Consider the following 26,571-nt stretch of genomic DNA (forward strand, 5'->3'; position numbering starts at 1 on the left):
TTAAAACACTAATTACTAGCATATTAGTAATATATTATCCAATAAATAAATTAAGTTGCTAGTAATTAACCAGAGAAGCAATTATTTCAATAAGCAACTTGGTAGTTTAGGAGTTTTATAAAACATATCACGAATAATATAAAGCATATGCAAGTTACCTATGTACTTATAAAAAAGCGAACTACATACCTAACTTCTTTTCTAACTACATGTTATGCTTACAAAGCTAAGCGGTTATTTAGATTATGACACAAGCCTTCAATAGGCTATATAAAAGCTTCCTCTTATAACCACAATTTCATAGTAGTACAACAAACAAAATACTTAACAATATGTTTAAAATTTTGATTAGCAACTAGATAGGAAAGCAACGAAAAATTATTTATGTAAACTGATTTAGGGTTGTTATTTACCAATTTTTAGTTTAACTAGCAGAACAAAGAAAAGCCCATTATAAATTGATTCTTTTTTAATAATTTTAGCTCCACACTGTAGCGTCCAATTCAGAAGTTATGCCTAGTCAATGTGAATTAATTTGGAACAACTGCCTAGCATTTATAAAAGGCCAAGTTAATGAACAAAGCTTTAAAACTTGGTTTACACCTATTGTTCCTAAAAAATTAGAGAATAACATATTAACCATACAAGTACCCAGCCAATTTTTTTATGAATGGTTAGAAGAACACTATTTAGGTTTATTACGCCAGGTAATAATGCAAGAAATAGGACCACAAGGTCGACTAGAATATTCTATTATTGTTGATCAAGGAAATAACCAGAGGGCTCCTGTTACCATTAATTTACCTACTCAGCGAAATTATATTCAAGGAAATAATAACCAACCGTCTTTAACTGATTCTCCACACAATCCGTTTACCCTTAAAAATTTTAAAGATCTTCATCAAGCTTCCTATTTAAATCCTAACTATACCTTTGAAACTTTCATAGAAGGCGACTGTAACCAATTAGCAAGGTCTGCTGCACAAGCTGTAGCTAAAAAGCCTGGCAACAATGCTTTTAATCCACTGATGTTGTATGGTAAAGTAGGATTAGGAAAGACCCACATTGTACAAGCGCTAGGCAACGAAGTAAAAGCGCATTTTTCCAATAAATTTGTACTCTATGCTTCTTCTGAACAATTTACCACTCAATTTATAGAAAGCCTACGCAATAACAGTGTACAAGATTTTACACACTTTTATTTACAAGCTGATGTACTTATTTTAGATGATGTACAGTTTTTAGTAGGTAAAGAAAAAACACAAGAAATATTTTTTCATATTTTTAATCACCTACACCAGTCTGGCAAACAAATTGTGATGACCAGCGATTGCCCACCACGAGATTTGAAAGGTTTGCAAGAAAGATTGCTCTCTCGATTTAAATGGGGCTTAACAGCTGATTTGCAGCAGCCAGATTTTGAAACACGCATAGCTATTATCAAAAACAAAATACAAGCGGATGGTATAGATATAGGGGAAGATCTAGTAGAATATATCGCCCAAAGTGTAGACACTAATATTCGTGAACTAGAAGGAGTAATTATTTCTTTAATTGCACACGCTTCTCTTAACAAACGAGATGTTGATTTAGGACTTGCCAAGCAGGTGTTGAAAAATATTGTGCATGATATTGATACTGAGATAAGTATAGATTATCTGCACAAGATAGTTACAGAGCATTTTAATGTTTCTTTAGAAAGTATTAAAAGTAAAACACGTAAAAAGGAAATTGTTATTGCCAGACAAGTAGCCATGTATTTGGCAAAACACTACACCAATCACTCTTTAAAATCAATTGGACAATATTGTGGTGGTAGAGACCATAGTACCGTTATTCATGCCATACAAGCAGTGGATGATATGCTACATACCGAACATCAGTTCAAGGCATCTTTTGAAGAAATAAAAAGAAAAGTAAAAATCAAACTTCCACAAGCTCATTAAAAAGACCCATATAGGTTAATAATAGCAATAATACAGTAGTGACGTGTATGTTGCTAGCAATATATAACGCATACAAATAAATTTCTTTTGTCCTTTCAACTATTAAGTCGTACGCATTGAAAAGTCTTCCTATGTCCGTACGGCAGGCCGTAGAAGCTTAAAATAAATATCTGGTTTTATAACATTATATTGAAGCAGTATAAAATCCATAAACTTTAGGACATATAATATATCAACAAGATATCTATCTTCTATCATGTAGTGCTGCTTTTTAGCTCATTGACATATGGACAAGAGATATCGCCTAAAAAGGTAAGAATAAAGCATCAGTCAACAAACTAAACAACATTAGTTGCCCTTAATGGTAAAGTACCTTTACCCCCCTTAATTTGGTAATCGAAGCAAGTGCTTTTAGCGAGTATAAGTTACGCAAACGATGTAAAAATTATTTTTTTAAAACACAATTTTAAAATCTATTAAATTTGTAGATTTATACTTAACTATTAACCCATAACATATATATATCTACCAACCATGCAATACAAGATGAAATATCATTATTTATTTTTTATAATCTTAATCTTGGAAAAACTTAGTTTTAGTTATGGCAAAGTTGCGGCAGGTATACAACCCAGGAATGAATTAATACGTAATAAAGAGAAAAAAAGAAGTTAGGTGTTCATATAGGGTTTGGATTTTTTGGATTAGAAGCTGGAGCATTTGCTGAATATAGATTAAACAAGTCACTAGGAATTAGGACAGGAATATCATATTTCGCAAATGTGTATGGTGCTGACTCTATTGCTTTAAGTGATAAAAAAGGCAAAGGTGTTATATTTTACCCTGTACGGTGCACAATACATTGCATTGATTTACCCCTTCTTTTAAGAGTTTATCCAGAAAAGACTAGACAGCTTTGTTTATTTGGAGGTATGCAATTAGGTTATGTAGTTGATGGAAAATTTTGGATTAGAAAAACAGCAAGAACTTCAGGAACAAACCAACAAGAAGAGGATATCATAGAAACTTTAACACTAACTCAAGTAAGTAAATTGGTTAAAACTACTAGGTTTCAGTGTGCCATTGTAGGAGGATTTAGTTATGAGTTTAGACCTGGACTAACTTTAGGATTTAGTGCAGGCAACGCTCTCATAGATGTAATACAAGCAGAAAAGTATAATGGTTGGAACTTATATTGGGCTGTTGGCTATAACTTTGCAAAAGTTTTAAAATGATAATCTTAAATATGTATGCTTCTTGAGGTTATATACTTAACAAGGAAACACAGCCCGCCACATATATAAAACCACAGCAGCTACATGCTAGGCAAGATCAAATATTACCAAAAGGCCATACAAGAATTCTGTAATGTCCTCGGCTTATAAATTCACATTTTGACATAGTACACACTAGCAAGAATATAATTCTAGCTATGATGTGTTGGATAAATTTAATAAATTATTAGTTGATATATAAGCTAATAAGATAAGTGCTTAAACTCATATCTATTTTTAGGATACCCAATATTGAATAATAAAACATAATATAAGCCTAGAACAATGAAGCATATGAAAACGTATTTGTCTTTGATCGTTATAGCATTAGCTTGCAGCAAAGTAGTATATGGAAAAGAGGTTTCATCTAAAAAGAACACTAGCACCTTACCAACCAACAAATCAGAAAACACAAAAGTTGGTTTGGATTGGAGAATAGGACTTTTAGGATACTACAATTGGGAACAAGAATATGAATTCTTTGGTGAATATAAATTTTATAGAGGCTTAGGCATTAGAGCTGGTGTGACGTATGTTAGAAAAAGTTGTAGGGCTAAATTAATAGTGTTAAGTAAAGATAAAGATTTCTCTACAGAGGTTAAAATAAAATCTATTGACGTACCTATTACTATAAGATTTTACCCCATTCCTAAATGGAAAGGATGTTGTTTCTTTGGTGGATTTCAACTAGGTTATATAGTTGATGGTGAGCTTATTGTAACACAAAAAGCAGAATTAACGCAAGATTCAAGTACTTGCAACTATAAGATGGTTTACCTAACACTAACAGAAGCAAAAAGTAAAATCTCACTACAGCGGTTTCAACTAGGAATTGTGGGTGGATTTAATTATGAATTTGCGCTTGGCTTAGGGCTAGGGTTTTATATTTATTCAGGCTTAATAGATATAATAAAAGCAGATAAATTTGTTAATACTAATCTTAACTTTAACCTAAGCTATAACTTTGCAAAGTTGTTAAAATATTTCTTTTAATTTAGCTTTTAAGCTAGCTATAGGTAATAACTTCTCTTATTGTATATTAATATTTATAGCAACATTTACTTTTCTTATCAAGCCATATCATAAATATTCTTACTCGTTAACTGAAGCATATTTATGTATCAAGCTCGCTGTATAAACATTAATACTTAGTATGCGTTCACGTATCTGCCAATACTAGCAACTCATTGTTTAAAGTATAAAAAGTCACTTGGTTGCTAAGAATAAAAATTAACCGTATACTAACCATAACCAATAATTTTTATAGGTAGTTGCTAAATAAAATATACGTTTTTGGCTCATTTTAAAGGTAGTAGACCCGTGAACGCGTACAATATTAAGCTCTTATTAAACACTACTGAATCATAAGCTTTAATAAGTACCTACCAGTATCTATTGTTAAAAGAAGTTAATCTTTTTATAGTTATGCAAGTTAACTTAGCTTTGTATTATTTATTACAAGCAGCAACATATAAGCATTTAAACTAGGCTCACTATCATGGCCCCAAAATACAAACAACAGATTATAAAAGATATAATTATTGGCGATTTAGCAGAAGGAAACAGGTGTGTAGCACGCGTAGACAACCAAGTTGTTTTTGTAGAACAAGCAGCACCTGGCGATATCATGGATATACAAATCATGAAAAAAAAGCGTGGCTATGCAGAAGCCATTCCTGTACAACTACATAAGCCTGGCCCTAACCGTATACAACCCTTTTGTATGCATTTCGGTGTCTGTGGTGGATGCCAGTGGCAGCATATCGACTACTCAGCTCAATTGGCTGCTAAAGAGCAGCTTGTAAAAGAAAAGCTAATTAGATTAGGGCGCATAGTCAATCCTCCAGTGGCAAAGATATTGGCTGCCGATCCTAATCAATACTACAGAAATAAGCTAGAATATACTTTTTCCAATAAACGTTGGCTAACACAGCAAGAAATACAAAGCGACCAGCCTTTAGATAGGTATGCTTTGGGTTTTCATAAGCCTGGCTACTTCGACAAAGTAGTAGATATTCAGCATTGTTACTTACAAGCAGAACCATCCAATGCTATTAGACTGGCTGTAGGCCAGTTTGCAAGAGAACATGGTTACAGTTTTTATGACTTTAGGAGTCACCAGGGGCTACTTAGAAATCTAATTGTCCGTACTACTTCTACGGGTGAAGTAATGGTTATTGTACAGTTTGGAGAAAATCAGGAAGGCCCAATTGTGCATATAATGGATTTCATACAAAAAAAGTTTCCTACACTTACCTCTTTGCAGTATATAGTTAACACTAAATACAATGAAACTTTTTACGACCTAGAAGTTCATTGCTATGCAGGCCAGCCTTTTATTACAGAAGTTATTGACGGACTTCAATGGCAAATAGGGCCTAAATCCTTTTTTCAAACCAATTCTACACAAGCTAAAGTACTTTATCAAACAGTAGCAGATTTAGCTAATTTACAAGGACATGAGCTAGTATATGATTTATATACAGGCGTAGGTACCATTGCCCATTTTTTAGCACGAAAGGCACGCCAGGTAGTTGGCATTGAAATGATTGAAAGTGCTATCAAGGATGCACAAATTAATGCACAACTTAATCAGCTTAGCAACGTAAGCTTCTGGTTAGGAGACATGAAAGATATATTTAATGAAGAGTTACTTAAAGAATGTGGAAGGCCAGATATCATCGTAACAGACCCGCCTAGAGCAGGGATGCACCCAGACGTTGTTCAACAACTATTACAGGTAGCACCAGAAAAGATTATTTATGTAAGCTGTAACCCTGCCACGCAAGCCAGGGACATTCATGATTTGCAAGATAGATATGTACTTACCCATGCACAACCCATCGACATGTTTCCACATACGAGCCATGTAGAAAATGTAGCTGTGCTAGTTAAGACGACTTAGATGTAACATTTCCTAGAATAATAGCGTCTGAATCTTTCCAAGAAAGTACTTGCCCATTTTTACGCTTTTGTCCTTCTGTGACTGCATAAACAAGATAATTATCAGCTGGGTCGCTACCAGATAGTTTAGACCAGTATGTTAATTCTGAAAAATAGTCTGAAGCCACTGTCCTGCCAGATTTTATTTCAACAGGAATTAAGATATCAGCTTGCTCTATCAGGCAATCTACTTCATGACTATAGTTGTCTCTCCAAAAGTATAGGCGAGGAATTTGAGCACTATTATAATATCCTTTAAAAAAATTAGCGATAATAAGAGATTCAACTAGACTGCCTCGCATATAATGGGTCCTTAACTGATCTACAGATGTTATTCCTAACAATGAACAAGCAAGGCCCGTATCATAAAAGTAAAGCTTAGGAGTCTTGACCAAACGCTTATTAAAGTTTTTGTAATGAGGCTGCAATAAAAATATAATATAGCTTGCCTGCAGCAACGATAACCACCCTTGAGCAGCCTTCATATTAATGCCACAATCGCTAGCCAAAGACGACACATTTAATAACTGCCCTACTCTACCAGCACATAATTTTAAAAATAACTGAAAAGTGGGTAAATCTTTAATAGTTGCCACCTGCCTTACATCACGTTCTAGATAGGTTAGCGTATAACTTGAATACCAGATAGATAAATCTAAATTATGAGCATATAACCCAGGGTAGCAACCTTTATACACCAACTCCTCTATACTCTCAGGCATTAAATTTGCTCCTTTTAATTCTGATATAGATAAAGGTAATAATGTAAAAATAGCTATCCTCTACCTGCCAAGGTTTGGCTAATAGATTGGTTTACTAGAAAATTTTGAGAGCCGGTTAATATAAAATAGCCAGGCGTACGGGTTTGGTCTACTTGTGTTTGTATATACGATAAAAGCGTGAGAGCATTTTGAATTTCATCTAGAATTAACCCATATGAGTTTTCATGAAATTCTAAAAATTCTCTGGGATCTTCTAAAGCTTGTGTTCTTATATCTAAATCCTCTAAAGAAACATACTTGTGGTTAGAAAAAGTTAAGCGTGCAAGGGTAGTTTTCCCAGATTGCCTAGGACCTAAAAGTGCAATAACAGGAAATTATGTTGCTATTTTATGTAAAGTGGGCTGTATACTTCTATATATTTGTACAAATTTAGAAAATAAAGCTAAAATTGTACAATACTTTATATATCCTTTATAGGTTATACCTTAGAAGTTATATTAGACCTACTGCGAAATAACTGTTATAAAAAAGTAGAGGTGCATTTTGCATAATTGAGAAAATACAAGAAATGAAAATATGCATTTAAAGCATGTAAAACGCAGGTTAAATTTTTACAAATAGTGAATTTAACTTCCAAAAATTAAACTTTTATATAGATTCTCTGTTTCGCAGTAGGTCTATTCTTTGATATCAATACAACAGAACAAGGCTAATAGGATAATTTATACAATACGCTTTTAGTAATGTGGCTCATTTATTTTTATGGCTAAATACATTTTTTGACGACTTAGGTTATAAAAAATAAGCTTACTAGCTACCGTTGAGCTAACATTTTCCACCACTATTACCTATTTTTGAATAAATTAAATAAAAAAATTAGCATCATTTATGAGCAACCTGCAAGATACTGATCAATTAGATGGTAAATATCTAGGTATTATTACTAGCGACTTTGTTTGTGTAGCTGATCGGCTACGAGAGACTGCTTACATTATTAGAGAAAGGGGAAAATATGACTATCCTATCTTTATTATTGCAACTACGCCTATACATCTAGGCCCCCTATTAATAGACAAGGGTGAAATGCAGAATGAGTGGTATTATTACGCTACTTACTTAGAAGCCTTAGTTCAAGCTCAGTTGATAACCCCCGACAAACAAGTTGATTTCAAAAATGTATATAAAGATCCTGATGAATTTTGCTGCTTATTGGTAATAGATGCTACCAAAGGGTTCCATAAGTTTATATCTATACCTTATCCTGAGGATTAGATATTATTTGATTTCTATAGTATAATCCTTTTGAATTGACTTAAAAGACCAATCTCTTAATAATAAGAATACCACTAAACTCATCTTTAATGGTAAATAGAAAAGTTTTTGTACATCTATAGTTACCTGCGTGTATAGATTTGTTACCTATCAAATGCTCACCAATCACCCTAAGTAAATAGAGTTCTTCTGAAACCTATCACTTGCCTTCACTTAAATAGGTTTATATCTAGTTTTTGTAGGGTTTTAGAAGAACTCTAATGTATGTAAACACAGAAATAAAATAAATTGTTGCTCGGACAAAAAAGGAGACATGCTTATAAAAGATAATATTTAAAAGATAATATTAAGAATTCAAGTACTAAATATAAAGTAATAAATTACGCTGCTTCTAAGTTAACAACCTAGCCATTTAGCAGAAAAGAGAAAAAGCATAAATAAAAAGGGACCTTAAAGGTCCCTTTTTTATAACTATGATTTAACAAACGCACTGTTCCTTAAGCACCTTTTGTCCAATTCATCTCTCTTTTATTAACAACTTCCTTAGTACCTGTTGCGTCACTTCCCAATATCTCTATAGTAATTGTAGCATTATTAGCAGAGTTATCTGTACCAATAGGCTCTACTTTTAGCACAATTAGTGTAGAGTCAGCATTTGCATCTATTGGGTGGTCTTCAGCAAGAAAATCACTTAATAATACCTCTGTACCATAAGTCACAGGTTTGCTATTTAAGGTAGTTTTAACATGTTCATTATCACTTGTAATTCTAATGGGCACATGCTTAGCTATTATTGTATCCTTGCTAGTTGCCAACTTTAACTCATATCCTTCATTTCCAAAACTTTCCTTTTCTTCTTGTGGATGAGCAAAGTAGACCGCTTTAACTGCTTGTCTGATTCCTTCTGCTATTGCTTTTCTAGCTTCTTCTTCTGCTTCTTTTCTAGCTGCTTCTTCTACTGCTCTTCTGCCTTCTTCTTCTATTCTAGCTTCCTCTGCTGCTGCTTGTTGTCTAGCTGCTTCTTCTGCTGCTATTCTAGCGTCCTCTTCTGCTGCTGCTTGTCTAGCTGCTTCTTCTGCTGCTATTCTAGCTTCCTCTTCTGCTGCTGCTTGTTGCCTAGCTGCTTCCTCTGCTGCTATTCTAGCGTCCTCTTCTGCTGCTGCTTGTTGCTTAAAAGTTTCTAACTCAGTTCGTGCTTTATCTAGCGCAGTTTTTGCTGCGCCTAATTCAGCATTTACTCTCGCATTCTCGGCAGCTTTACGTTCTTGTACATTTTTGTATTTACCTTTACTCTTATAACCAGCTATCTCTTTTTTATCAGCTTCCGCTTTCTTAGAAGCGTTGTCATGCGCTTTTTCTAGATTAGCTACCTTATCTTCCAATATTTTTAAATCTGCTGCTTCCTTCTGCTTCCTTTCTTCCTCTGCTGCTGCTTGTTGCCTAGCTGCTTCATCTGCTGCTATTCTAGCTGCTTCTTCTGCTGACTTAGCTGTAGCTGTTGCTTTTCCTTCTTTATTTTCTCCCTCTTTAGCTACTTTGTCTGCTTCTACTTTTAACTCTGCTGCAACTGCGCTGTTATAAGCATTATGTACTGCAGCTATAGCATCACTAACAGGTGCTAATTTTATCTGAAAATCTCGCTTGTCCTTTTCAGTTACTAAATATGATTTCAATCGAGTATCTAGTACCAATTTTGCAAGTTTTTCATTTTCTTCTGCTGAAGCTATCGCTTTTAGAGCCTCGGCTAGATTGCCTTCCTCTATACTATTTAATAGAGTAGTTGCACGATTTGCTTCATTCGTTGCAGCATTAATATCATTCTCGAATTTTGCTATAGCATCCTCTTTATCTACTTTTTCATAGCCTTTTCTTGCTCTGTTAGCTAGATTTGAAGCACTCTTTGCATTCTTAATAGCTTGTTCTACTTGTTTCGCTACTTCTTTGTCTTCTCCTGCCCATTTGTTTAGATGGCCTGCTATTGTCTCTATCTCTTCCTTTGCTTTTTCTATTATTACTAGTACATTTTTAGCTGTATCAAGATTTAATCCCTTCTTCTTGTCTAATGCTTCTTTTAATATTGCATACTGGCTATCCATAAAGTCCTTTTTTCCTTTTACTTTTTCTATAAGTAATTCTGGCCTTTCATGGGCTAATTTTGATGCTAATTGAGTTTCTATCTGTTGTATTTGTGTTAATAGCTGTTGAGCTTTTTGTATATTCCCTGCCACTCGCCCCTTAATCTCCTCATCCGCAGAGTTAGCTACTATTGCATCAGATTTATTAATTATTGCCTCAACTGAAGCTTTAGCTTTATCAAGTTCAGCTTTAACGCTATCTACTTGTTCTAGTGTTACTTCCCCAATCACATCAGAGTCAGCTGCCAATTTGATCTGTTTTATACTATTCTCGATTGCTACTATTTCAGCTTCTTTTTCTTCAATTTCCTTTAATAATCCTTCTTTTTCCTCTAAGTCTTTCCTATCATCTTTAGGCTTCTCAGCCGCCTTCCACGACACAACTTTTTTATCTATTGAATCATTTGAGTTGTTTTTATCCCGAAGCTCGAATGTCGCCTCCATTTCCGTTATATCACTAGCTGGACAGAACTTAAATTCTATCTCATGAGCGCTCTCTAATGTACCATCTATAGCATCTTTGATAAAATGTTCTAATGTTTCTCCTGTTAGAGTCTCTCCACTTTTAACTTCAGATGGCACGGACTTTCCTTGCTTATCAAAACCTTCATAGGTTAGTTTATCAGCACCTTTTAACGTAACATTTAAGAGATAATTTGCATAAATGGCCGATTTACTGTTGCTTTTAGAATCATCATCAAGATCAACGATTACAGTCACTGTTCTATTTTCTTTACCTTCCGAATCTTGGAATACAATTTTACCATTTTCCTCTTTACCCCCTTTTATAGAAAGAGAAGGTTTACCGTCTGTACTTGGTTTAGTATTACAGCTCTCGCAAGCAGTAACACCTGTCATGATCATCAAGGCAAATAAGGTGCCTAGTGACAAAGACATATGTTTATTAATTATTTGTTTTAATACTTTCATAATTGTCAAAGTTTAATATACTGTGAAATTGTTTTTTGCAATTGTAATAGATTATATTATATACGTTATATATTTTTGATTTGTGCCAAATATACATAGCATCTAGTCTGGGTCCAAACATTTTTTAAAAAATTAATTGATATAGTTTGACTAATTTTGTACTTAGACTGCGTATTAATTCAACACAAGCACTCAAAATGTTATATATTAGCTATTGCTACATAGTGTCAGTTATGTTAGATACATTATCATGGCTAATACGGTTAAAATAGCATTCTATAGATAATAGTGAAAGAGTATGACAATAACTATTTTAAACGATTCGAAACATTTATATGTCCTTGTTAGAACATATACAAATATTAATTAGCAGCAATAGTAAAATATTTTGATAAGACTTTGTTTTGCACTAGCCCACATTGGACACTCTATAAAATTACTATGATATATATATAAAATCATGGGAAAGTAATGGACAACAATCCAAGGTGAAACTATGTAATCTTATTACTTATAATATACTGAATTTTCATGCCTATTTTATGGAGCCTTAATGATGTTTGAGAGGGGCTGGGCGCTACAAAGCGTAGCCAAGCAATCTGAAAAGAAGTTTTGTAGAGCATATCCTTGCATTTACCCCAAACAAAACAATAAATGTATAGCATTTATTAAAAATGCTACTATTTAGGTGCTATGCACCTACTCTTGCAATTGGCAACTGAATATAAAACTCCTATTACGTGCCTTGCTAGCTTGTATACCAAACAAATTTTTGAACCTTCGGCAAAAGTAGGCCGTATCCTTTAATCCTATTTCTCTGCTAATAGTTTCTATTGATTGAGAGGTAGCCTGAAGCAGATGAAGCGCTTGTCTCATGCGTTGGTGTTCTACATAAGCCTGCGGCCGTGCGTTAATAGCCAGTTTAAAATACTGTCCCATATAGTCTTCTGAAATATTAGCTATGCCTGCTAATACCTTGTTATATAAATCTTTATTTAAATTTTTATTGATATACTTAAGAATGTCAAGAATACGTTTGTCTTGTAAGTATTTAAGCTTAGCAACAAGCCTATCTACAAACAACCGATGCTGATATATATATCTAATTATCTCTACAGCTAATAGATTAGTAGCATGGTTTAATGCGTGTACCTTCGCTAGCTTTTCCATATAGCACTCTTCTAAAACATACTCAAACAGTTTTAAAAAATTAACAGAAGTAGGAATAGTAAAAGTTGGCAAATCTAGGATATCAAACAAATTTACATATTCTAGTACTTCTACATCAAAATTGATATAACTAAACCCTATAGAAGTAGCATCATCCATAGGCAACTGTGTAAGGGGTGTTAAATAGCTTGTATAGTTATCCATTAACAAAGCCCCTGTTATAGGCAACATATCTGCTTTACCATAAGCAAGGTTAACAGGCTGGCGGGCAGGTATTAATAAAAATTCATTGGGCAATAGCTGTACCAATTCATGACCAGGCTGCGCATAATACAAGGGGCCACCATTACTACGTATAAGCACATGGTTCAGCATACAAATAGGATGAACGCTAAAAGGCTGTATCACCTTCATAGAGTTGGCCCCAGCAAACCTGGCAACCAATGTATCTATGATTTCATGATATTTACTCAACATCTGTATTAAACTTATTGTATAATTCTGGACGCAGTTGTTTAGTCCTTTCTATAGCAGTTTGATATTCCCATTCACGAATAGCTTTTTCATTGCCAGAAAGCAAAATATCAGGAACACACATACCCTGAAAATTGTAAGGTCTTGTGTATACTGGAGGCGCTACTAAGTTATCTTGAAAAGAGTCAGTAAGTGCAGAAGTTTCATCAGATAATACGCCTGGCAAAAGTCTTACGATAGCATCTACTAATACAGCTGCTGCCAGCTCTCCACCTGATAACACATAGTCTCCTATACTAATGGCACGTGTTACAAAGTGTTGCCTCACACGCTCATCAACACCCTTATAATGACCACATAATATTAGTAGATTCTCTTGCATAGAAAGCTGATTGGCCAACTGTTGTGTAAGCAGTTCACCATCTGGTGCCATATAAATGATCTCTTGGTATGCTACTTTTTCTTTTAGCTGATTGATACAACTAGCAATAGGTGGAATAGCAAGTACCATACCTGCTGCACCTCCATAGGCATAGTCATCTACTTTTTTGTGCTTATCAAGAGAATAGTCTCTTAAATCATGGATATGTAAATTTAATAAATTACGGTCTATGGCACGCTTCAAAATAGAGTGTGCAAAAGGGCTTTCTAGTAATTTAGGCAAACAAGTGAGTATATCAACACGCATAGCAACAACAGAAATACTATATTTGTAAGATGATGTGGCGAGGAGGGGAATCGAACCCCCGACCTTCGGGTTATGAATCCGACGCTCTAACCATCTGAGCTACCTCGCCTGATAAGCGGCTATATTACAAATTTTATGGTAAATTCTAACCATTATTTTAAAATTTCTTTACAAATTTAGAACTCTTTGAGCAAATAGCAACTATTTCGAACCAGATGACATTAATAAAAAGAACAGACAAAATAGTTTTAACACCTTTTATCAAGTTATTTATACTTGTACTTTCCGTAACTGTATTCATTATGTTGATGCAGTTTTTTCTCATATACTTTGATGAATTAATCGGAAAGGACCTAGGGTTTTGGGTTTACGTTCAGCTTTTTTGCTATTTTGGTATTAATGCCACTCCCATGGCTTTTCCATTAGCTACGTTGGTATCCTCGCTCATGGTATTTGGCAGTTTAGGAGAGCAGCTAGAGCTAACGGCATTAAAGAGTGCAGGCATACCCTTTATACGCATATTAAGACCTTTACTATTCTTAGTAACCTTATTAAGTATATTTGTATATTTCTCTAACGGCTATATTGTACCTAAAGTAACTGTAAAAGCACACACACTGTTATATGATCTTAGAAAAAAGAAACCTTCTATAGCTATTAAAGAGGGCGTATTTTATAATGGCATCCCGGATTATAGTATTCGAGTAGAAAGAAAGCTGCCTGACCAAAAAACCTTAGAAGATATTGTCATCTATGACCACACTAAAAACAAAGGGAATGTGCATATGACTACTGCATCTTTTGGTCAGCTAACGACCATCAACAATGGGCAATACCTGGTAATAGAATTGTTTAATGGACATAATTATTTAGAAAAGCTACCAGAAAAAAAAGATAATAAAACAAGTACAGCCTCTAGTAAGGTTATTATTCCTAACTTTTATAGAACAAGTTTTAAAGCTCAAAAGGTTCTTATTGATTTAGATGCATTTAAACTGACAAGAACCAATGAAAAATATTTTACTTACTATCATAGTACTAAAACCACAAAGGAAATCATCAAAGATATTAGTAAAATGCAGTCAAGAATCAAGAAAAATCAAACATCTATATTAAAAGATTTCCAAAAGCATTACCATTTACCTGCACTCGATCATACAAACTTACCAGCCAATCATAAAGAAACGGCTGCTGTAGATAATATAGATATAACAGATACAAGTAGCCATCAGGCTTTATCGTTACAAACAGACTCAAAAACTATTATTGCCCCTAGCGTACAAGAGGATAACGTTGTTAGCAATAAAATACCTATTACACACGACTTAGCTAACAACCCTAAACGCTCACAAATTATTCAAAAAGCATTAGAGCAAGTAAAAGAGCTTAGATATAAGATACAGCCATATACCAATAAGATTACCTCTGTAGATAGAAAATTAAAAGAATTTCAAATTGAAAAAAATAAACGCACTTCTTATGCCATAGGCTGTATTCTTATGCTTTTAATAGGTGCTTCTTTGGGGGCTTTAATAAAAAAGGGAGGTTTTGGCATACCACTTCTTATATCGACTGTATTTATACTACTGTATTATATGGTAGACATATTTGGCACAAAATGGGCAAAAGTAGACATAATAGACACAATAAGTGGTGCTTGGGCCCCTAATATTGTATTGCTTCCTTTTGGGTTATTCTTCCTAAGGCAAGCACAAAAAGATACCCGTCTATTAGAAGGAGATGCCTATCGTATATTCTGGAGAAAGCTAAAAAAATCTATAGCACGTAGAAAAAAGTAGTTATATAAATATAGTAAGACTGTATATTCTCTTACCAATAGAACAAAAATACACAAATGCTCAATTTACCATTATAACAAGCAAGAATTGCCCATATTTCAATAATACACGAATACGCATAAAATATTTTTGAAGCTTGCGTATAACATCTTTCATTATTATATTTACAACCGTCTAAAAAATATTAAAAATTAACCAAAATGGCTTTAAATAAAGAGGATAAAAAAGATATATTTTTAACCTATAGTGCTAAGAATGTGGCACAAGACACAGGCTCTCCAGAGTCACAAATTGCCTTATTTAGTAACAGAATCACATATTTAACGGAACATCTTAAACAGTACCCTAAGGATAAAGCTTCTAGGTTAGGGCTTATTAAGCTCGTTGGTAAACGGAAAAAACAATTAACTTATTTACAAAATACAGCCATAGAACGATACAGAGATATCATAGTAAAGCTTGGCATACGTAAATAGTAGCCTTTCTATTAGTATACATACGTATGGTAGACTTTATCATACGTATGCACACACCCAACCTGTGAGGATAAAAAAGGACATAACAAATTACAAAATCGCTTATAAGCCATTAATTTGTAATTTAACTGTACATACACCTCTTTATTAAACAGCATAGCAATTAATACACACAACTCATATATGCTTAACAAGATCATATCTAAAACAATAAGCTTACCTGAACACAGAGAAATAACCATAGAAACAGGAAAACTTGCAAAACAAGCTGACGGTTCTGTAGTGGTAAGAATGGGCGATACCATGCTACTAGCAACAGTGGTATTTAAACAAGAACTAGACCCTACTGTAGATTTCTTACCACTACATGTAGAATATCAAGAGAAGTTCGCAGCAGCTGGTAAAATTCCTGGCGGCTTTTTACGTCGTGAAGGGAAATTAGGGGACCATGAAGTTTTAATTTCTAGGTTAGTAGATAGAGCTATAAGGCCTTTGTTCCCTGATAATTATAAACATGAAACACAAATCAACATTTTTTTAATTTCTGCAGACCCAGAAATATTACCAGAGTCGCTGGCAGGACTAGCTGCTTCTGCTGCTCTTATGATCTCTCCTATACCTTTTGAAGGACCCATATCTGAAGTACGAGTGGCAAGGATAGACGGACAATTTGTCGTTAATCCTACTCAGTCTGCATTAGAAAAAGCCGATATTGACCTAATGGTTGGAGGTAGTGAAAAGAACATCTTGATGGTAGAAGGTGAAATGGATGAAGTACAAGAAGCTGACATTATAGCAGCTATACAATTTGCTCATGAAGCCATTAAGCTACAATGTCAAGTACAAAAAGAATTAGCAGATGCAGTAGCAACTCTTAAGTTCGAGGCAGAGCCATTACAAGAAACAGAAAACTTTGAATTAAAAGACAGAACCTTCAAGGCATTATATGATAAAGTATATGCTACAGCAAAAAAAGGTATTACTAATAAACACCTTCGTAAAAGTTCTTTTAAACAAATCAAAAAAGAATATCTAAAAGAATTATTACAGCAAGATCCAGAAACCAGCACAGTCCATTTTGACAAATACTACTACGAATTAGAGAAACAGGTAGTGCGTGACTTAGCTTTAAATGAAGGGCTACGCCTAGATGGAAGAAAATTAGACGAAATACGAGCTATAGAATCTGAAATCGATTATCTACCTGCTGCACATGGTTCTTCCTTATTTACTAGAGGTGAAACACAATCGCTAACTACCGTTACTTTAGGCACAAAGCTAGACGAGCAGCTGATAGACCGTGCATTATTAAATGGCTATAGCCGGTTTATGTTACATTATAATTTCCCTAGCTTTTCTACAGGCGAAGTGAAATTTAACAGAGGTCCTGGCAGAAGAGAAATAGGCCATGGACATTTGGCTATGCGTGCACTTAAAAAAGTGTTACCTCTAGATACAGAAAACCCTTATACCATTCGTATTGTTTCAGATATATTAGAATCTAATGGATCTTCTTCTATGGCTACTGTATGTGCAGGATCATTAGCGTTAATGGATGCAGGTATATCTATTCGATCTGCTGTTTCAGGCATAGCCATGGGCTTGCTAATGGATGAGCAAACTGGCAAACATGCTATCTTATCTGATATATTGGGTGATGAAGATGCATTAGGAGATATGGATTTTAAAGTAGCTGGCACAGCAAAAGGGATCACTGCATGCCAGATGGATATAAAAGTCTCTGGTCTTACTCCACAACTTTTACAAAAAGCACTTGAGCAGGCTAAAGCAGGCAGATTACATATTTTAGGAGAAATGAATAAAACCATTACAGAGCCTAAAACTACTTATAAAAAGCATGCTCCTAGCTTTAGTACCATGACCATACCTAAAAATATGATAGGTGCAGTTATTGGGCCAAGTGGTAAAATTGTTCAAGAGATGCAACGTGAAACAGGTACTACCATTATTATAGAAGAAGTAGAAGGAAAAGGAATTATTAAATTCTTTGGTCCTAACCAAGAAGCTGTGCAATCAGCAGAGAAAAGAGTTAAAGATATTGTTGCAGAACCAGTGGTAGGAGACGTGTATCAAGGAACCGTGAAATCTATTGTTCCTTTTGGAGCTTTTGTAGAGTTTATGCCTGGCAAAGAAGGTTTATTGCATATCTCTGAAGTAAAATGGGAACGAATAGAAAATCTTGATCAAGTACTAGAGCTAGGTGAAGTAATACCTGTTAAACTACTAGAGATCGACCCTAAATCAGGCAAATATAAACTGTCTAGAAAAGTATTACTTCCTAACCCAAAAGCAACGGAAGCTTAATTGTATACTATATATGCTGTAATACAGAATAAATATCTGTATATTATTAGTTAGTAGAAAATAGCTACATCTTTACTATCGTCTATTTTTTTAAATAACAATTTATTTATATGAGACAGCTCAAAATAAGCAAGCAGATTACCAACCGCGAAAGCCAATCTTTAGATAAATATCTACAAGAGATTGGACGAGTAGACCTGCTTACACCAGAAGAGGAAGTGGAACTTGCAAAACGTATTAAGTCAGGCGATAAAATTGCATTGGAACAGCTTACTAAAGCTAACTTACGTTTCGTAGTGTCTGTGGCTAAACAATACCAGAACCAAGGCCTATCGTTGAGTGATCTTATTAATGAGGGGAACTTAGGACTTATTAAATCGGCTCAGCGTTTTGACGAAACACGAGGATTTAAGTTTATTTCCTATGCCGTATGGTGGATTAGACAGTCTATCTTGCAAGCTTTAGCTGAGCAGTCGCGTATTGTACGTTTACCACTCAACAGAGTAGGTACCCTTAACAAATTATCTAGGACTTTCTCGCAGCTTGAACAAAAATATAAACGCGAACCAACTGCTGAAGAGCTGGCAGAAGAACTAGAGGTTACGCCCGGCGAAATAAGTGATACCATGAAAATATCTGGTCGTCACGTATCAATGGATGCTCCTTTTGTACAAGGTGAAGAGCATAGCTTACTAGACGTATTAGAAGATGATGATGAAGATAAACCTGATGATACGCTTATTGATGAATCTTTGTGCAAAGATATAGAACGTGCTTTATCCTTGCTTACAGAAAGAGAAGCTGGTGTTATAAGCTATTACTTTGGTTTAAAAGGTACAAACCCAATGACCCTAGAAGAAATAGGTACTCGGTTTAACCTAACTCGTGAGCGTGTGCGCCAGATTAAGGAAAAGGCAATCAAAAAATTACGCCATGTAGCAAGCAGCAAAACTTTAAAAAACTATCTAGGTTAACCCTGCGTATATGGATAATGCAAGTACTTCCTCTCCTGTATCTGTAGCTATCATTGGCTCAGGTCCTGCAGGCTACACAGCTGCTATCTACGCAGCACGTGCCGGATTAGATGTGGTGCTTTACCAAGGTTTGCAACCTGGTGGGCAATTAACTACTACCACAGAAGTAGAGAATTTCCCTGGCTATCCAGAAGGTGCGCTAGGCAGCCAGATGATGGTCGACTTTCAGACTCAAGCACAGCGTTTTGGTACAGATATACGTAATGCTACAGTTACAGCAGTTAACTTTTCTTGCTATCCCTTTCAACTTACTATTGATACAACCACAACTGTTGAAGCTAAAACAGTTATCATTGCCACAGGTGCTTCTGCTAAATGGCTAGGATTAGAATCTGAAAAACGACTCAATGGACGTGGTGTTTCTGCTTGTGCTACTTGTGATGGCTTCTTTTTTAGGGGTCAAGATGTAGCAGTAGTAGGTGGAGGAGATACTGCAGCCGAAGAAGCGCTTCATTTATCTAAAATTTGCAACAAAGTATATGTGCTAGTGCGTAGCGACAAAATGCGTGCATCACATATCATGCAACAACGCTTAATTAGCAAGCCTAATGTTTCTATATTCTTTAATACAGGAATTGAAGAGATATTAGGAGACCAAGAAGTAGAAGGAGTACGCTTATTTGACAAAAGATCACAGACTTCATTTGAGCTGCTCTTACAAGGCTTTTTTGTAGCTATTGGCCACCAACCCAATACAGCTTTGTTTGCACCTTATATTACTTTAGATAACAAAGGATATATACAAACCACTCCTGGGAGCACCAAAACTAATATACCAGGTGTATTTGCAGCTGGCGATGTACAAGACAGTATTTATAGACAAGCCATAACAGCAGCTGGTACAGGTTGTATGGCAGCTTTAGATGCAGAAAGGTTTTTAGCTACAGAAGGGCAATAGTAGTTATAAGGTAGAATATAGTGACTCAAAAGTCTTATTATCATCGCAAAGCTATATAGCAACGATTGTGGCCATCTAGCACAACACAGATACTTAGAGATATTCTCCTGGATTGCTTCGGCATTACCTCGAAATGATACTATGCTATCAAAAGCCTATACAATAGACATTGGTGGTGCAGCGAAGAAGAATATATTGTATTCATACTTTTTATGAATAGTACTTTACTAAACTGCTACACTAGCGCTTATAGGATGCTATCTTTGTCATGGCAAGACTACCAACTAGTCGTAGCGAGCCAGCATAAAAGTAGGTAACATACTACAGGCTTCCCAAATGATTCCTCTTTCGCTCGCAATAATGATGATTGGAAGTCAAGAGCCTATACAATAGAACAGGTCCCATCCAACAAGTAAAAAGCTGATGTAACCATACTCTCTATTCAGGGCAGTGCAGTCAGTAAAACCTATAAGTTTATTATAAAAGTTTTATATTAGACTTCTTTCGAAACTATAGTATCACTTGTGTTTAGATAAGTTTCTGACTACTTTAAGTTTACTTTCGAAAGAGGCTTATTATCACACTTAACATATTAACAACAACCCATGTCTTTAATTAAATCTATAGCAGGCGTAAGAGGTACTATAGGTGGTAAAATAGGCGATAGCTTAACACCTATTGATATTGTACATATTACTGCTGCTTTTGGAAGGCAAGTAATAATTCCTTCCACTAAAAAATTAGTAGTTGTAGGAAGGGATGCCCGCCCTTCTGGTAGCATGATCAATCAACTTGTATGTGCTACCTTCCAAAGCTTAGGCATTGATGTAATTGATATAGGACTTTCCACTACCCCTACCGTAGCTTTAGCAGTCTCTCAAGAACAAGCTAGCGGAGGCATAATCATTACAGCTAGCCATAACCCTGCTGCATGGAATGCACTTAAGCTGTTTAATGCAGATGGAGAATATATAGATGCTGATACGGCCAACAAAGTATTTGCACTAGCAGCAACAGGCGATCATATATTTGCAAAAGGCAACCAACTGGGAAAGTATCAATATCAGGAGGGGCATATAGAACAACATATTGAACAGATTTTAGCATTGCCTTTAGTCAATATACCAGCTATTAGGGAAAGGAAGTTTAAAGTTATTGTAGATGCTGTTAACTCCACAGGTGGCTTAGCTGTACCCAAGCTACTGCAAGCTTTACATGTAGCATATACAGGCATGTACTGTAATCCGACCGGCTTATTTGCACATGACCCAGAACCTATTACACAAAACTTGGGTGATTTAATTAATGAGTTAAAAAGTGGAGCATATGATTTAGGTATAGCAGTAGACCCAGATGTAGATAGATTGGTAATTATCGATGAAAAAGGACAACCTTGGGGCGAAGATTATACATTAGTAGCAGTGGCAGACTATGTACTTAGCCATACTCCAGGAAATACTGTTTCTAATCTGTCTTCCTCTAGTGCTTTGCAAGTTGTTACAGAAAAACATGGAGGTATATATGCTGCCTCTGCTGTTGGCGAAATGTATGTGGTAACGAGGATGAAAGCCACGAATGCTGTTATTGGTGGAGAAGGCAATGGAGGTGTTATCTACCCACCCCTACATTATGGCAGAGACGCACTTGTAGGTATTGCTTTACTATTATCTCATTTAGCACAAACCGGAAAGACAGCTTCTAGCCTACGGCAACAATATCCTAGCTATGAGCTTATTAAGACTAAAATACAACTTACTCCTGACGTGCACCCTGTTGCTATTCTAAAATGCATACAAGTACAATACAGTAATTACCCTGTTAATACAGAGGAAGGCATTAAAGTAACTGTAGATGGTGGTTGGTTTCATATTAGGCAGTCTAATACAGAACCTATTATACGCATTCATGCCGAAGGCACTAGTCTAGAAAAAGCAAATGCAATTGTAACAGAAGTAATACAGCACATTAAAAACATCTTTCCTACTGTTAAAATATTATAATCTGAGTTATGCATGTTTACCTAGACAATGCCGCTACCACTGCCTTGGATCCGTCAGTATTAGCAGTTATGCTGCCCTATATGGAAACATTATATGGCAACCCTTCTTCTTTACATGCCTATGGGCGTGTAACTAAGGTAGCTATAGAGAAAGCTCGTAGAACAGTAGCAGATCTTCTTCATGTTACGCCTACTGAAATCTTTTTTACTTCAGGCGGTACAGAAGGTAACAACCTAGCGTTTAGAGGTGCTATAGAAAAATTAGCTATCAAGCATGTAATTACTTCACCTATAGAACACTTGGCTGTATTAGAACCTTTACAGCAACTTGCTGCCTTACAGAAGATTCAGCTTCATTATGTACAACTGGATTCTATAGGCCATATTGATTATGCACATTTAGAAGAATTATTAAAGCAATACCAATCTGCTTTGGTAAGCCTAATGCATGGCAACAATGAAATAGGTAATCTAAATGACTTATTACATATTGGAGCGTTATGTCGCCAATACCAGGCTATCTTTCATACAGATGCTGTACAAACCTTAGGGCATTATCAGTTAAATCTATCAGAACTTCCTGTAGATATTTTAGTGGGTTCGGCACACAAATTTCACGGACCTAAAGGTAGTGGCATGATCTATATTAATAAAGACTTATCAATAGCTCCACAGGTCTTAGGTGGCGCTCAAGAACGTGGTATGCGAGCAGGTACGGAAAACATACCGGCTATTGTAGGGCTAAGCCAAGCATTAGAAACTACCTACTGTAATATGCAAACTAACAAGACAGCAATAGAGCAACTAAAAAAGCAAATGATTAAAGGTTTACAAAGTGCTATACCTGATATTAGTTTTTATGGAGACAGCATGAATTTAACAGGTAGCATCTATACACTTTTAAGTGTGAATTTACCAAAGTTTGAAGATCATGATATGGTATTATTTAACTTAGATATCAACCATATTGCTGCTTCGTCTGGCAGCGCCTGTACTAGTGGGAGTCAGAAACGGTCACATGTTATGGAAGTTTTATACCCAGCACATAAAAATACAGCCATACGTTTTTCGTTTAGCAAGTACAATACTGCTGCAGAAATTGATTATGTAATTGAGAAGTTAGCAGAGATTTATTATTCATCTAAATAACTTCAATAGATAAGAATAAACATTTTTAAAGAAGAAGCTATATCTTTATCCTTTTTCTATTTAAATATTATGACGAAGAAAGTTTGGAAGTTTTATGGTATAGCACTATTAGCTGTTGTAATAGATCAGGTACTCAAGTTATGGGTATACTTTAACATGCAAATGGGTACGTTGGGCCAAATTAAATTACTAGGAAATTGGTTTAAACTATTTTATACCTTAAATCCAGGCATGGCCTTTGGTATCCAGTTTGGATTTACTTATGATAAGGTATTACTCACGATTATACGTATCATAGCGACTTCTATGATTATCAAGTATATATGGAACTTAGCTAAAGAAACCAATAGTTCAAAATGGCTACTATGGGGCTGGTCGCTGATACTGGGAGGAGCTGCTGGCAATGGGATAGATAGTATTTTTTATGGAAAAATTTTGCATAATGCACCTTATGGAGCACCTATGAGCTGGTTTTATGGACAGGTTATTGATATGCTTTATATTGATCTTTGGTCAGGTAGACTTCCAGATTGGGTGCCATGGTATTCAGGATACTATGTGACTTGTCTACCTGTATTTAACCTAGCAGATGTAGCCATACTAGCAGGTGTTGCACTTATTGTTTTGGATAAAAGAGCAAGTATTCAGCAGCCCGTGCAAAAATATGAAGCAACAGAAGTAACTGATTCTGAACTTTTAGAAACTAGGCATGAGTTAGTTGATCCTATAACAGAACATAACAATACAGAGCATAACCACCCAGAGGTAGAGGATAAGTAGCTAGCTTATGTACTTAAACTTTAGCTTCTTATGCTAATGATCTTATATATTTTTTATTAAGTATAGATGTGATGGCTCTAATTACAGTACACATAAAATTACTTATTGGTTACAAGTTTTCGCAGTAAAGCTTCTTTGCCATCATGGTTTTGTATTACTTCGCTACTATGGTTGCAGACCATAAAATGAAGAAACTAGCAATATACTCTACTTAAGCATTAAGGATGCTGTGTACAATTACTTAAATTTGTTATTGTACTAAAGCTAATTTGGCTTTTTATGCTTTAAATGCACAGTTTATTGCTTAAGTTTTCCTTACTTGTAATAGAGTGAACCACAATTTCCCTTGATAGCCGTTTCTTAATAGACCTACTGCAATTGCCTCTCTGTAGCAAGCTAAAATTCTAGCTAGTGGATCGCACCCATACTTATTTATAAACATAAATAAGTTAGTTAAATTATATATAAACAACCTGTAAGAGGCATATAGCATTCTTGTGCGCTGTTTATATGGGCTTGCCTATTTACATACCTAAAATTATTCCAGAATAGGTACTTTAAATAATAATTTATTTAGTCAACGGCTTCACTTGATCTACTACTGTTTCATCCCAGTTATTAAGGATAATCTTAAGTGTATGGTTAGGGCTCTCTTGTTGGAACTGAGCTATACCTTGTCTCATTCCCTCATAAGCATTTATAACAAATTCTGCTTTTGTAAAAGCTTTTCCTGTGTCAGTTTCCTTACCATCTGCAGCAAATATTTGGGTAGAAATAGCGCATAAGACTACACATTTCTTATTGTCCTGCTCTGCTTGGGTCAGTATATTGTAATATAAATTAGCAATCAAATCTCTTGTCTTTTTAAGGGACTGTACTTGACTAGCCATAGGCCCTACAGCCAGATAAATGTGCCCAAAAGGAACCGAGAATAAAGCAAACTTACCTGCATTAAGCCTATCAGGTGCACTATTCCCATTAGGAAGTACTGGGGCTGGGATTCTCCAAGGATTAGTATTATTAGCTCCTGCCCAACTACCTAATGCACCATCAATACCTCCACCAGGGCTTTTTATGTATGAATTAGAAGCATTCACCACCACTGTTTCTTTCTTTGTTTTATCAATACCTAGTTGATTAAGCCAATTGTCTGTTTGATTAATTTGGACTGCTGCTTTATATATGTTCCCTGTTATATCCCAAGTCGTAATAGAAGAAGGGTTTTTAGTTTTATCTCCAGCAGCTTTTCCATCTGGTTTAGGTTTACTTTCAGAAGTTTTTCTGCCGGTTTTGGAAGTCCCATCTCCGGTAGGTCCAGAAGATATATCAGGTGTTCTAGAAGAATCATCTCCACAATTACAGGCCTGTATAAGCATCATGCTTAATACAATAACATATCTAATAATAGTATTTTTTAACATATATGTTGTTTGTTTGAATTTTGTTTGAGCTGATCTGATTAATAAGCATCAAAGTTAATTATATTCCTATAACTTTAACTGATAGCTATTAAATATTAGTAGCATAAGGTGTGCCATTGGTTAGCAATCTTGTATTTACCACTGAACAGACCATATAAAATAGAATTACTATATTGTATAGCATATCATTCCACCCTTAAATCATGATTAAAAGCAGTAGAGTTCTTTATAATAATCTATACCAACGTATTTTACCAGCTGTAGAAAGCCCTGGTGAATGCCGTGCTATTGTACTGCGCCTTGTAGAATATTATTTTCAAATAGATGCATTAGCCATTACCTTAGATAAGCCACTAGTGCATACATTTTCTACAGACATATTGGCAGAGATTGTACAGCGCATTCATCAACACGAACCTATTCAGTATATCCTAGGGGAGGCCCCTTTTATGAATAGAAACTTTTTTGTCAACCCGTCTGTACTTATTCCCCGTCCAGAAACAGAAGAACTCGTGCAGTTAATAATAAAAGAAAATAGTAAACCAGGCTTACATATATTGGATATAGGGACAGGAAGTGGTTGTATTGCTATTACGCTAGCAAAAGACTTATCAGATGCTCAAGTAGATGGCTTAGACATTAGCGAACCAGCTTTAAAAGTAGCACGTTCCAATGCTCAACGTTTACAGGCAAACGTAAATTGGATACAAGCTAATATATTGCAAGATCCATTACCTGGAAGAAAATGGGATATTATTGTAAGCAACCCACCTTACGTATGTTTATCAGAAAAAGAACAGATGCAACAACGTGTACTCGCTTATGAGCCTGCACAAGCTATTTTTGTTTCAGACGAGGCACCTCTTATATTTTATGAGCAAATTATACAGCTTGCTTCAACATATCTACAACCTACAGGGAAACTATACCTTGAAATTAATGAAAGGTTCGGCTTAGCATTAGCTTCTAAGCTAGCTGACAAACAATTTAACAATATTTATATTGAACAAGATTTACAGGGTAAAGATAGATGGGTTAAAGCCACCGCGCCATATCAATAAAATATCTTTAGTTTGGTAGGCTTACGAGCTAGAATTATTTTAACTTTGAGCATCTAAAAATGTACTGTATACTTA

Annotated in this window: 21 protein-coding genes and 1 tRNA gene; 14 read left to right on the top strand and 8 right to left on the bottom strand. The window is 35.2% G+C overall.

Annotation, left to right across the window (positions count from 1 at the left end; translation table 11 throughout):
* Nucleotides 1–512 precede the first annotated feature (512 nt).
* The 4 genes from dnaA to rlmD all read left to right on the top strand — a co-directional run bounded on the left by dnaA (nt 513) and on the right by rlmD (nt 6,125).
* The gene (gene dnaA, locus AASI_RS00005) at nt 513–1,946 is read left to right on the top strand and encodes a chromosomal replication initiator protein DnaA (protein WP_012472230.1); all 1,434 of its coding nucleotides are present in this window, start codon (nt 513–515) and stop codon (nt 1,944–1,946) included.
* Nucleotides 1,947–2,629: 683 nt separating this feature from the next.
* Nucleotides 2,630–3,181 carry a porin family protein gene (locus AASI_RS00010; protein WP_083758780.1) on the top strand — a complete coding sequence of 184 codons (552 nt, stop codon included), beginning with the start codon at nt 2,630–2,632 and terminating at the stop codon, nt 3,179–3,181.
* Between the two features lie 333 nt (nt 3,182–3,514).
* Nucleotides 3,515–4,213 carry a porin family protein gene (locus AASI_RS00015; protein WP_187146269.1) on the top strand — a complete coding sequence of 233 codons (699 nt, stop codon included), beginning with the start codon at nt 3,515–3,517 and terminating at the stop codon, nt 4,211–4,213.
* A 505-nt stretch (nt 4,214–4,718) separates the two neighbouring features.
* The gene (gene rlmD, locus AASI_RS00020) at nt 4,719–6,125 is read left to right on the top strand and encodes a 23S rRNA (uracil(1939)-C(5))-methyltransferase RlmD (protein WP_012472234.1); all 1,407 of its coding nucleotides are present in this window, start codon (nt 4,719–4,721) and stop codon (nt 6,123–6,125) included.
* Here the strand turns inward: rlmD and AASI_RS00025 are convergent.
* Both AASI_RS00025 and AASI_RS09245 read right to left on the bottom strand, forming a co-directional pair.
* Nucleotides 6,112–6,885: an ATP-binding protein gene (locus AASI_RS00025; protein WP_202943302.1), complete on the bottom strand. Its 774-nt coding sequence runs from the start codon at nt 6,883–6,885 to the stop codon at nt 6,112–6,114. The genes rlmD and AASI_RS00025 overlap by 14 nt on opposite strands.
* Nucleotides 6,886–6,938: 53 nt before the next feature.
* Nucleotides 6,939–7,250 carry an AAA family ATPase gene (locus AASI_RS09245; protein ID WP_202943306.1) on the bottom strand — a complete coding sequence of 104 codons (312 nt, stop codon included), beginning with the start codon at nt 7,248–7,250 and terminating at the stop codon, nt 6,939–6,941.
* A 523-nt stretch (nt 7,251–7,773) separates the two neighbouring features.
* Between AASI_RS09245 and AASI_RS00035 the strand changes: the two genes are divergently transcribed.
* A complete protein-coding gene (locus AASI_RS00035) occupies nt 7,774–8,157 on the top strand; it encodes a hypothetical protein (RefSeq protein ID WP_012472236.1) in 384 nt (127 codons plus the stop codon).
* A gap of 497 nt (nt 8,158–8,654) precedes the next feature.
* Here the strand turns inward: AASI_RS00035 and AASI_RS00040 are convergent, their stop codons facing one another.
* The 4 genes from AASI_RS00040 to AASI_RS00055 all read right to left on the bottom strand — a co-directional run bounded on the left by AASI_RS00040 (nt 8,655) and on the right by AASI_RS00055 (nt 13,663).
* Entirely contained in the window at nt 8,655–11,222 is a 2,568-nt protein-coding gene (locus tag AASI_RS00040) for a hypothetical protein (RefSeq protein ID WP_012472237.1), read from the bottom strand.
* A 699-nt stretch (nt 11,223–11,921) separates the two neighbouring features.
* Nucleotides 11,922–12,869, bottom strand: a complete 948-nt coding sequence (locus AASI_RS00045) for a helix-turn-helix transcriptional regulator (RefSeq protein WP_012472238.1) — start codon at nt 12,867–12,869, stop codon at nt 11,922–11,924.
* Nucleotides 12,859–13,554, bottom strand: coding sequence for a tRNA (guanosine(37)-N1)-methyltransferase TrmD (trmD, locus tag AASI_RS00050; RefSeq protein WP_012472239.1), 696 nt, complete (start codon nt 13,552–13,554; stop codon nt 12,859–12,861). Before trmD ends, AASI_RS00045 begins: the two co-directional genes overlap by 11 nt.
* Nucleotides 13,555–13,589: 35 nt before the next feature.
* A tRNA-Met gene (locus AASI_RS00055) sits at nt 13,590–13,663 on the bottom strand.
* 106 nt (nt 13,664–13,769) lie between these two features.
* Here AASI_RS00055 and AASI_RS07470 point away from each other — a divergent pair.
* The 8 genes from AASI_RS07470 to AASI_RS00095 all read left to right on the top strand — a co-directional run bounded on the left by AASI_RS07470 (nt 13,770) and on the right by AASI_RS00095 (nt 24,014).
* Entirely contained in the window at nt 13,770–15,353 is a 1,584-nt protein-coding gene (locus AASI_RS07470; protein WP_012472240.1) for an LptF/LptG family permease, read from the top strand.
* 200 nt (nt 15,354–15,553) lie between these two features.
* On the top strand, nt 15,554–15,829 hold the full coding sequence (rpsO, locus tag AASI_RS00065; RefSeq protein ID WP_012472241.1) for a 30S ribosomal protein S15: 276 nt from the start codon (nt 15,554–15,556) through the stop codon (nt 15,827–15,829).
* Nucleotides 15,830–16,012: 183 nt separating this feature from the next.
* On the top strand, nt 16,013–18,154 hold the full coding sequence (locus AASI_RS00070) for a polyribonucleotide nucleotidyltransferase (protein ID WP_012472242.1): 2,142 nt from the start codon (nt 16,013–16,015) through the stop codon (nt 18,152–18,154).
* Nucleotides 18,155–18,264: 110 nt separating this feature from the next.
* Nucleotides 18,265–19,128, top strand: coding sequence for a sigma-70 family RNA polymerase sigma factor (locus tag AASI_RS00075; RefSeq protein WP_012472243.1), 864 nt, complete (start codon nt 18,265–18,267; stop codon nt 19,126–19,128).
* 10 nt (nt 19,129–19,138) lie between these two features.
* Nucleotides 19,139–20,086 (top strand): thioredoxin-disulfide reductase, encoded by a 948-nt coding sequence (trxB, locus tag AASI_RS00080; protein ID WP_012472244.1) that lies wholly within the window; start codon nt 19,139–19,141, stop codon nt 20,084–20,086.
* A 605-nt stretch (nt 20,087–20,691) separates the two neighbouring features.
* The gene (gene glmM, locus AASI_RS00085) at nt 20,692–22,086 is read left to right on the top strand and encodes a phosphoglucosamine mutase (protein WP_012472245.1); all 1,395 of its coding nucleotides are present in this window, start codon (nt 20,692–20,694) and stop codon (nt 22,084–22,086) included.
* Nucleotides 22,087–22,094: 8 nt separating this feature from the next.
* Nucleotides 22,095–23,234 carry a cysteine desulfurase family protein gene (locus AASI_RS00090; RefSeq protein WP_012472246.1) on the top strand — a complete coding sequence of 380 codons (1,140 nt, stop codon included), beginning with the start codon at nt 22,095–22,097 and terminating at the stop codon, nt 23,232–23,234.
* Nucleotides 23,235–23,303: 69 nt separating this feature from the next.
* Nucleotides 23,304–24,014, top strand: a complete 711-nt coding sequence (locus AASI_RS00095) for a lipoprotein signal peptidase (protein WP_012472247.1) — start codon at nt 23,304–23,306, stop codon at nt 24,012–24,014.
* Between the two features lie 304 nt (nt 24,015–24,318).
* On the opposite strand, the gene AASI_RS08730 is transcribed toward AASI_RS00095, so the two are convergent.
* Together AASI_RS08730 and AASI_RS00100 are read right to left on the bottom strand one after the other, a co-directional pair.
* Complete coding sequence (locus AASI_RS08730; RefSeq protein WP_187146270.1) at nt 24,319–24,456, bottom strand: hypothetical protein; 138 nt, start codon at nt 24,454–24,456, stop codon at nt 24,319–24,321.
* Nucleotides 24,457–24,583: 127 nt separating this feature from the next.
* Nucleotides 24,584–25,435, bottom strand: a complete 852-nt coding sequence (locus tag AASI_RS00100) for a macro domain-containing protein (RefSeq protein WP_012472248.1) — start codon at nt 25,433–25,435, stop codon at nt 24,584–24,586.
* Nucleotides 25,436–25,638: 203 nt separating this feature from the next.
* Between AASI_RS00100 and prmC the strand changes: the two genes are divergently transcribed.
* Nucleotides 25,639–26,496, top strand: a complete 858-nt coding sequence (gene prmC, locus AASI_RS00105) for a peptide chain release factor N(5)-glutamine methyltransferase (protein WP_012472249.1) — start codon at nt 25,639–25,641, stop codon at nt 26,494–26,496.
* The last annotated feature ends 75 nt before the right edge of the window (nt 26,497–26,571 follow it).

Source organism: Candidatus Amoebophilus asiaticus 5a2, assembly GCF_000020565.1.
Classification (GTDB): domain Bacteria; phylum Bacteroidota; class Bacteroidia; order Cytophagales; family Amoebophilaceae; genus Amoebophilus; species Amoebophilus asiaticus.

Bases quoted from the DNA above. Each gene is read 5' to 3' on its own strand.
- dnaA (WP_012472230.1), top strand. From the start codon at position 513: ATGCCTAGTCAATGTGAATTAATTTGGAACAACTGCCTAGCATTTATA.
- AASI_RS00015 (WP_187146269.1), top strand. From the start codon at position 3,515: ATGAAAACGTATTTGTCTTTGATCGTTATAGCATTAGCTTGCAGCAAA.
- rlmD (WP_012472234.1), top strand. From the start codon at position 4,719: ATGGCCCCAAAATACAAACAACAGATTATAAAAGATATAATTATTGGC.
- AASI_RS00025 (WP_202943302.1), bottom strand. From the start codon at position 6,885: ATGCCTGAGAGTATAGAGGAGTTGGTGTATAAAGGTTGCTACCCTGGG.
- AASI_RS00035 (WP_012472236.1), top strand. From the start codon at position 7,774: ATGAGCAACCTGCAAGATACTGATCAATTAGATGGTAAATATCTAGGT.
- AASI_RS00040 (WP_012472237.1), bottom strand. From the start codon at position 11,222: ATGAAAGTATTAAAACAAATAATTAATAAACATATGTCTTTGTCACTA.
- AASI_RS00045 (WP_012472238.1), bottom strand. From the start codon at position 12,869: ATGTTGAGTAAATATCATGAAATCATAGATACATTGGTTGCCAGGTTT.
- trmD (WP_012472239.1), bottom strand. From the start codon at position 13,554: ATGCGTGTTGATATACTCACTTGTTTGCCTAAATTACTAGAAAGCCCT.
- AASI_RS07470 (WP_012472240.1), top strand. From the start codon at position 13,770: ATGACATTAATAAAAAGAACAGACAAAATAGTTTTAACACCTTTTATC.
- rpsO (WP_012472241.1), top strand. From the start codon at position 15,554: ATGGCTTTAAATAAAGAGGATAAAAAAGATATATTTTTAACCTATAGT.
- AASI_RS00070 (WP_012472242.1), top strand. From the start codon at position 16,013: ATGCTTAACAAGATCATATCTAAAACAATAAGCTTACCTGAACACAGA.
- AASI_RS00075 (WP_012472243.1), top strand. From the start codon at position 18,265: ATGAGACAGCTCAAAATAAGCAAGCAGATTACCAACCGCGAAAGCCAA.
- trxB (WP_012472244.1), top strand. From the start codon at position 19,139: ATGGATAATGCAAGTACTTCCTCTCCTGTATCTGTAGCTATCATTGGC.
- glmM (WP_012472245.1), top strand. From the start codon at position 20,692: ATGTCTTTAATTAAATCTATAGCAGGCGTAAGAGGTACTATAGGTGGT.
- AASI_RS00090 (WP_012472246.1), top strand. From the start codon at position 22,095: ATGCATGTTTACCTAGACAATGCCGCTACCACTGCCTTGGATCCGTCA.
- AASI_RS00095 (WP_012472247.1), top strand. From the start codon at position 23,304: ATGACGAAGAAAGTTTGGAAGTTTTATGGTATAGCACTATTAGCTGTT.
- AASI_RS08730 (WP_187146270.1), bottom strand. From the start codon at position 24,456: ATGTTTATAAATAAGTATGGGTGCGATCCACTAGCTAGAATTTTAGCT.
- AASI_RS00100 (WP_012472248.1), bottom strand. From the start codon at position 25,435: ATGTTAAAAAATACTATTATTAGATATGTTATTGTATTAAGCATGATG.
- prmC (WP_012472249.1), top strand. From the start codon at position 25,639: ATGATTAAAAGCAGTAGAGTTCTTTATAATAATCTATACCAACGTATT.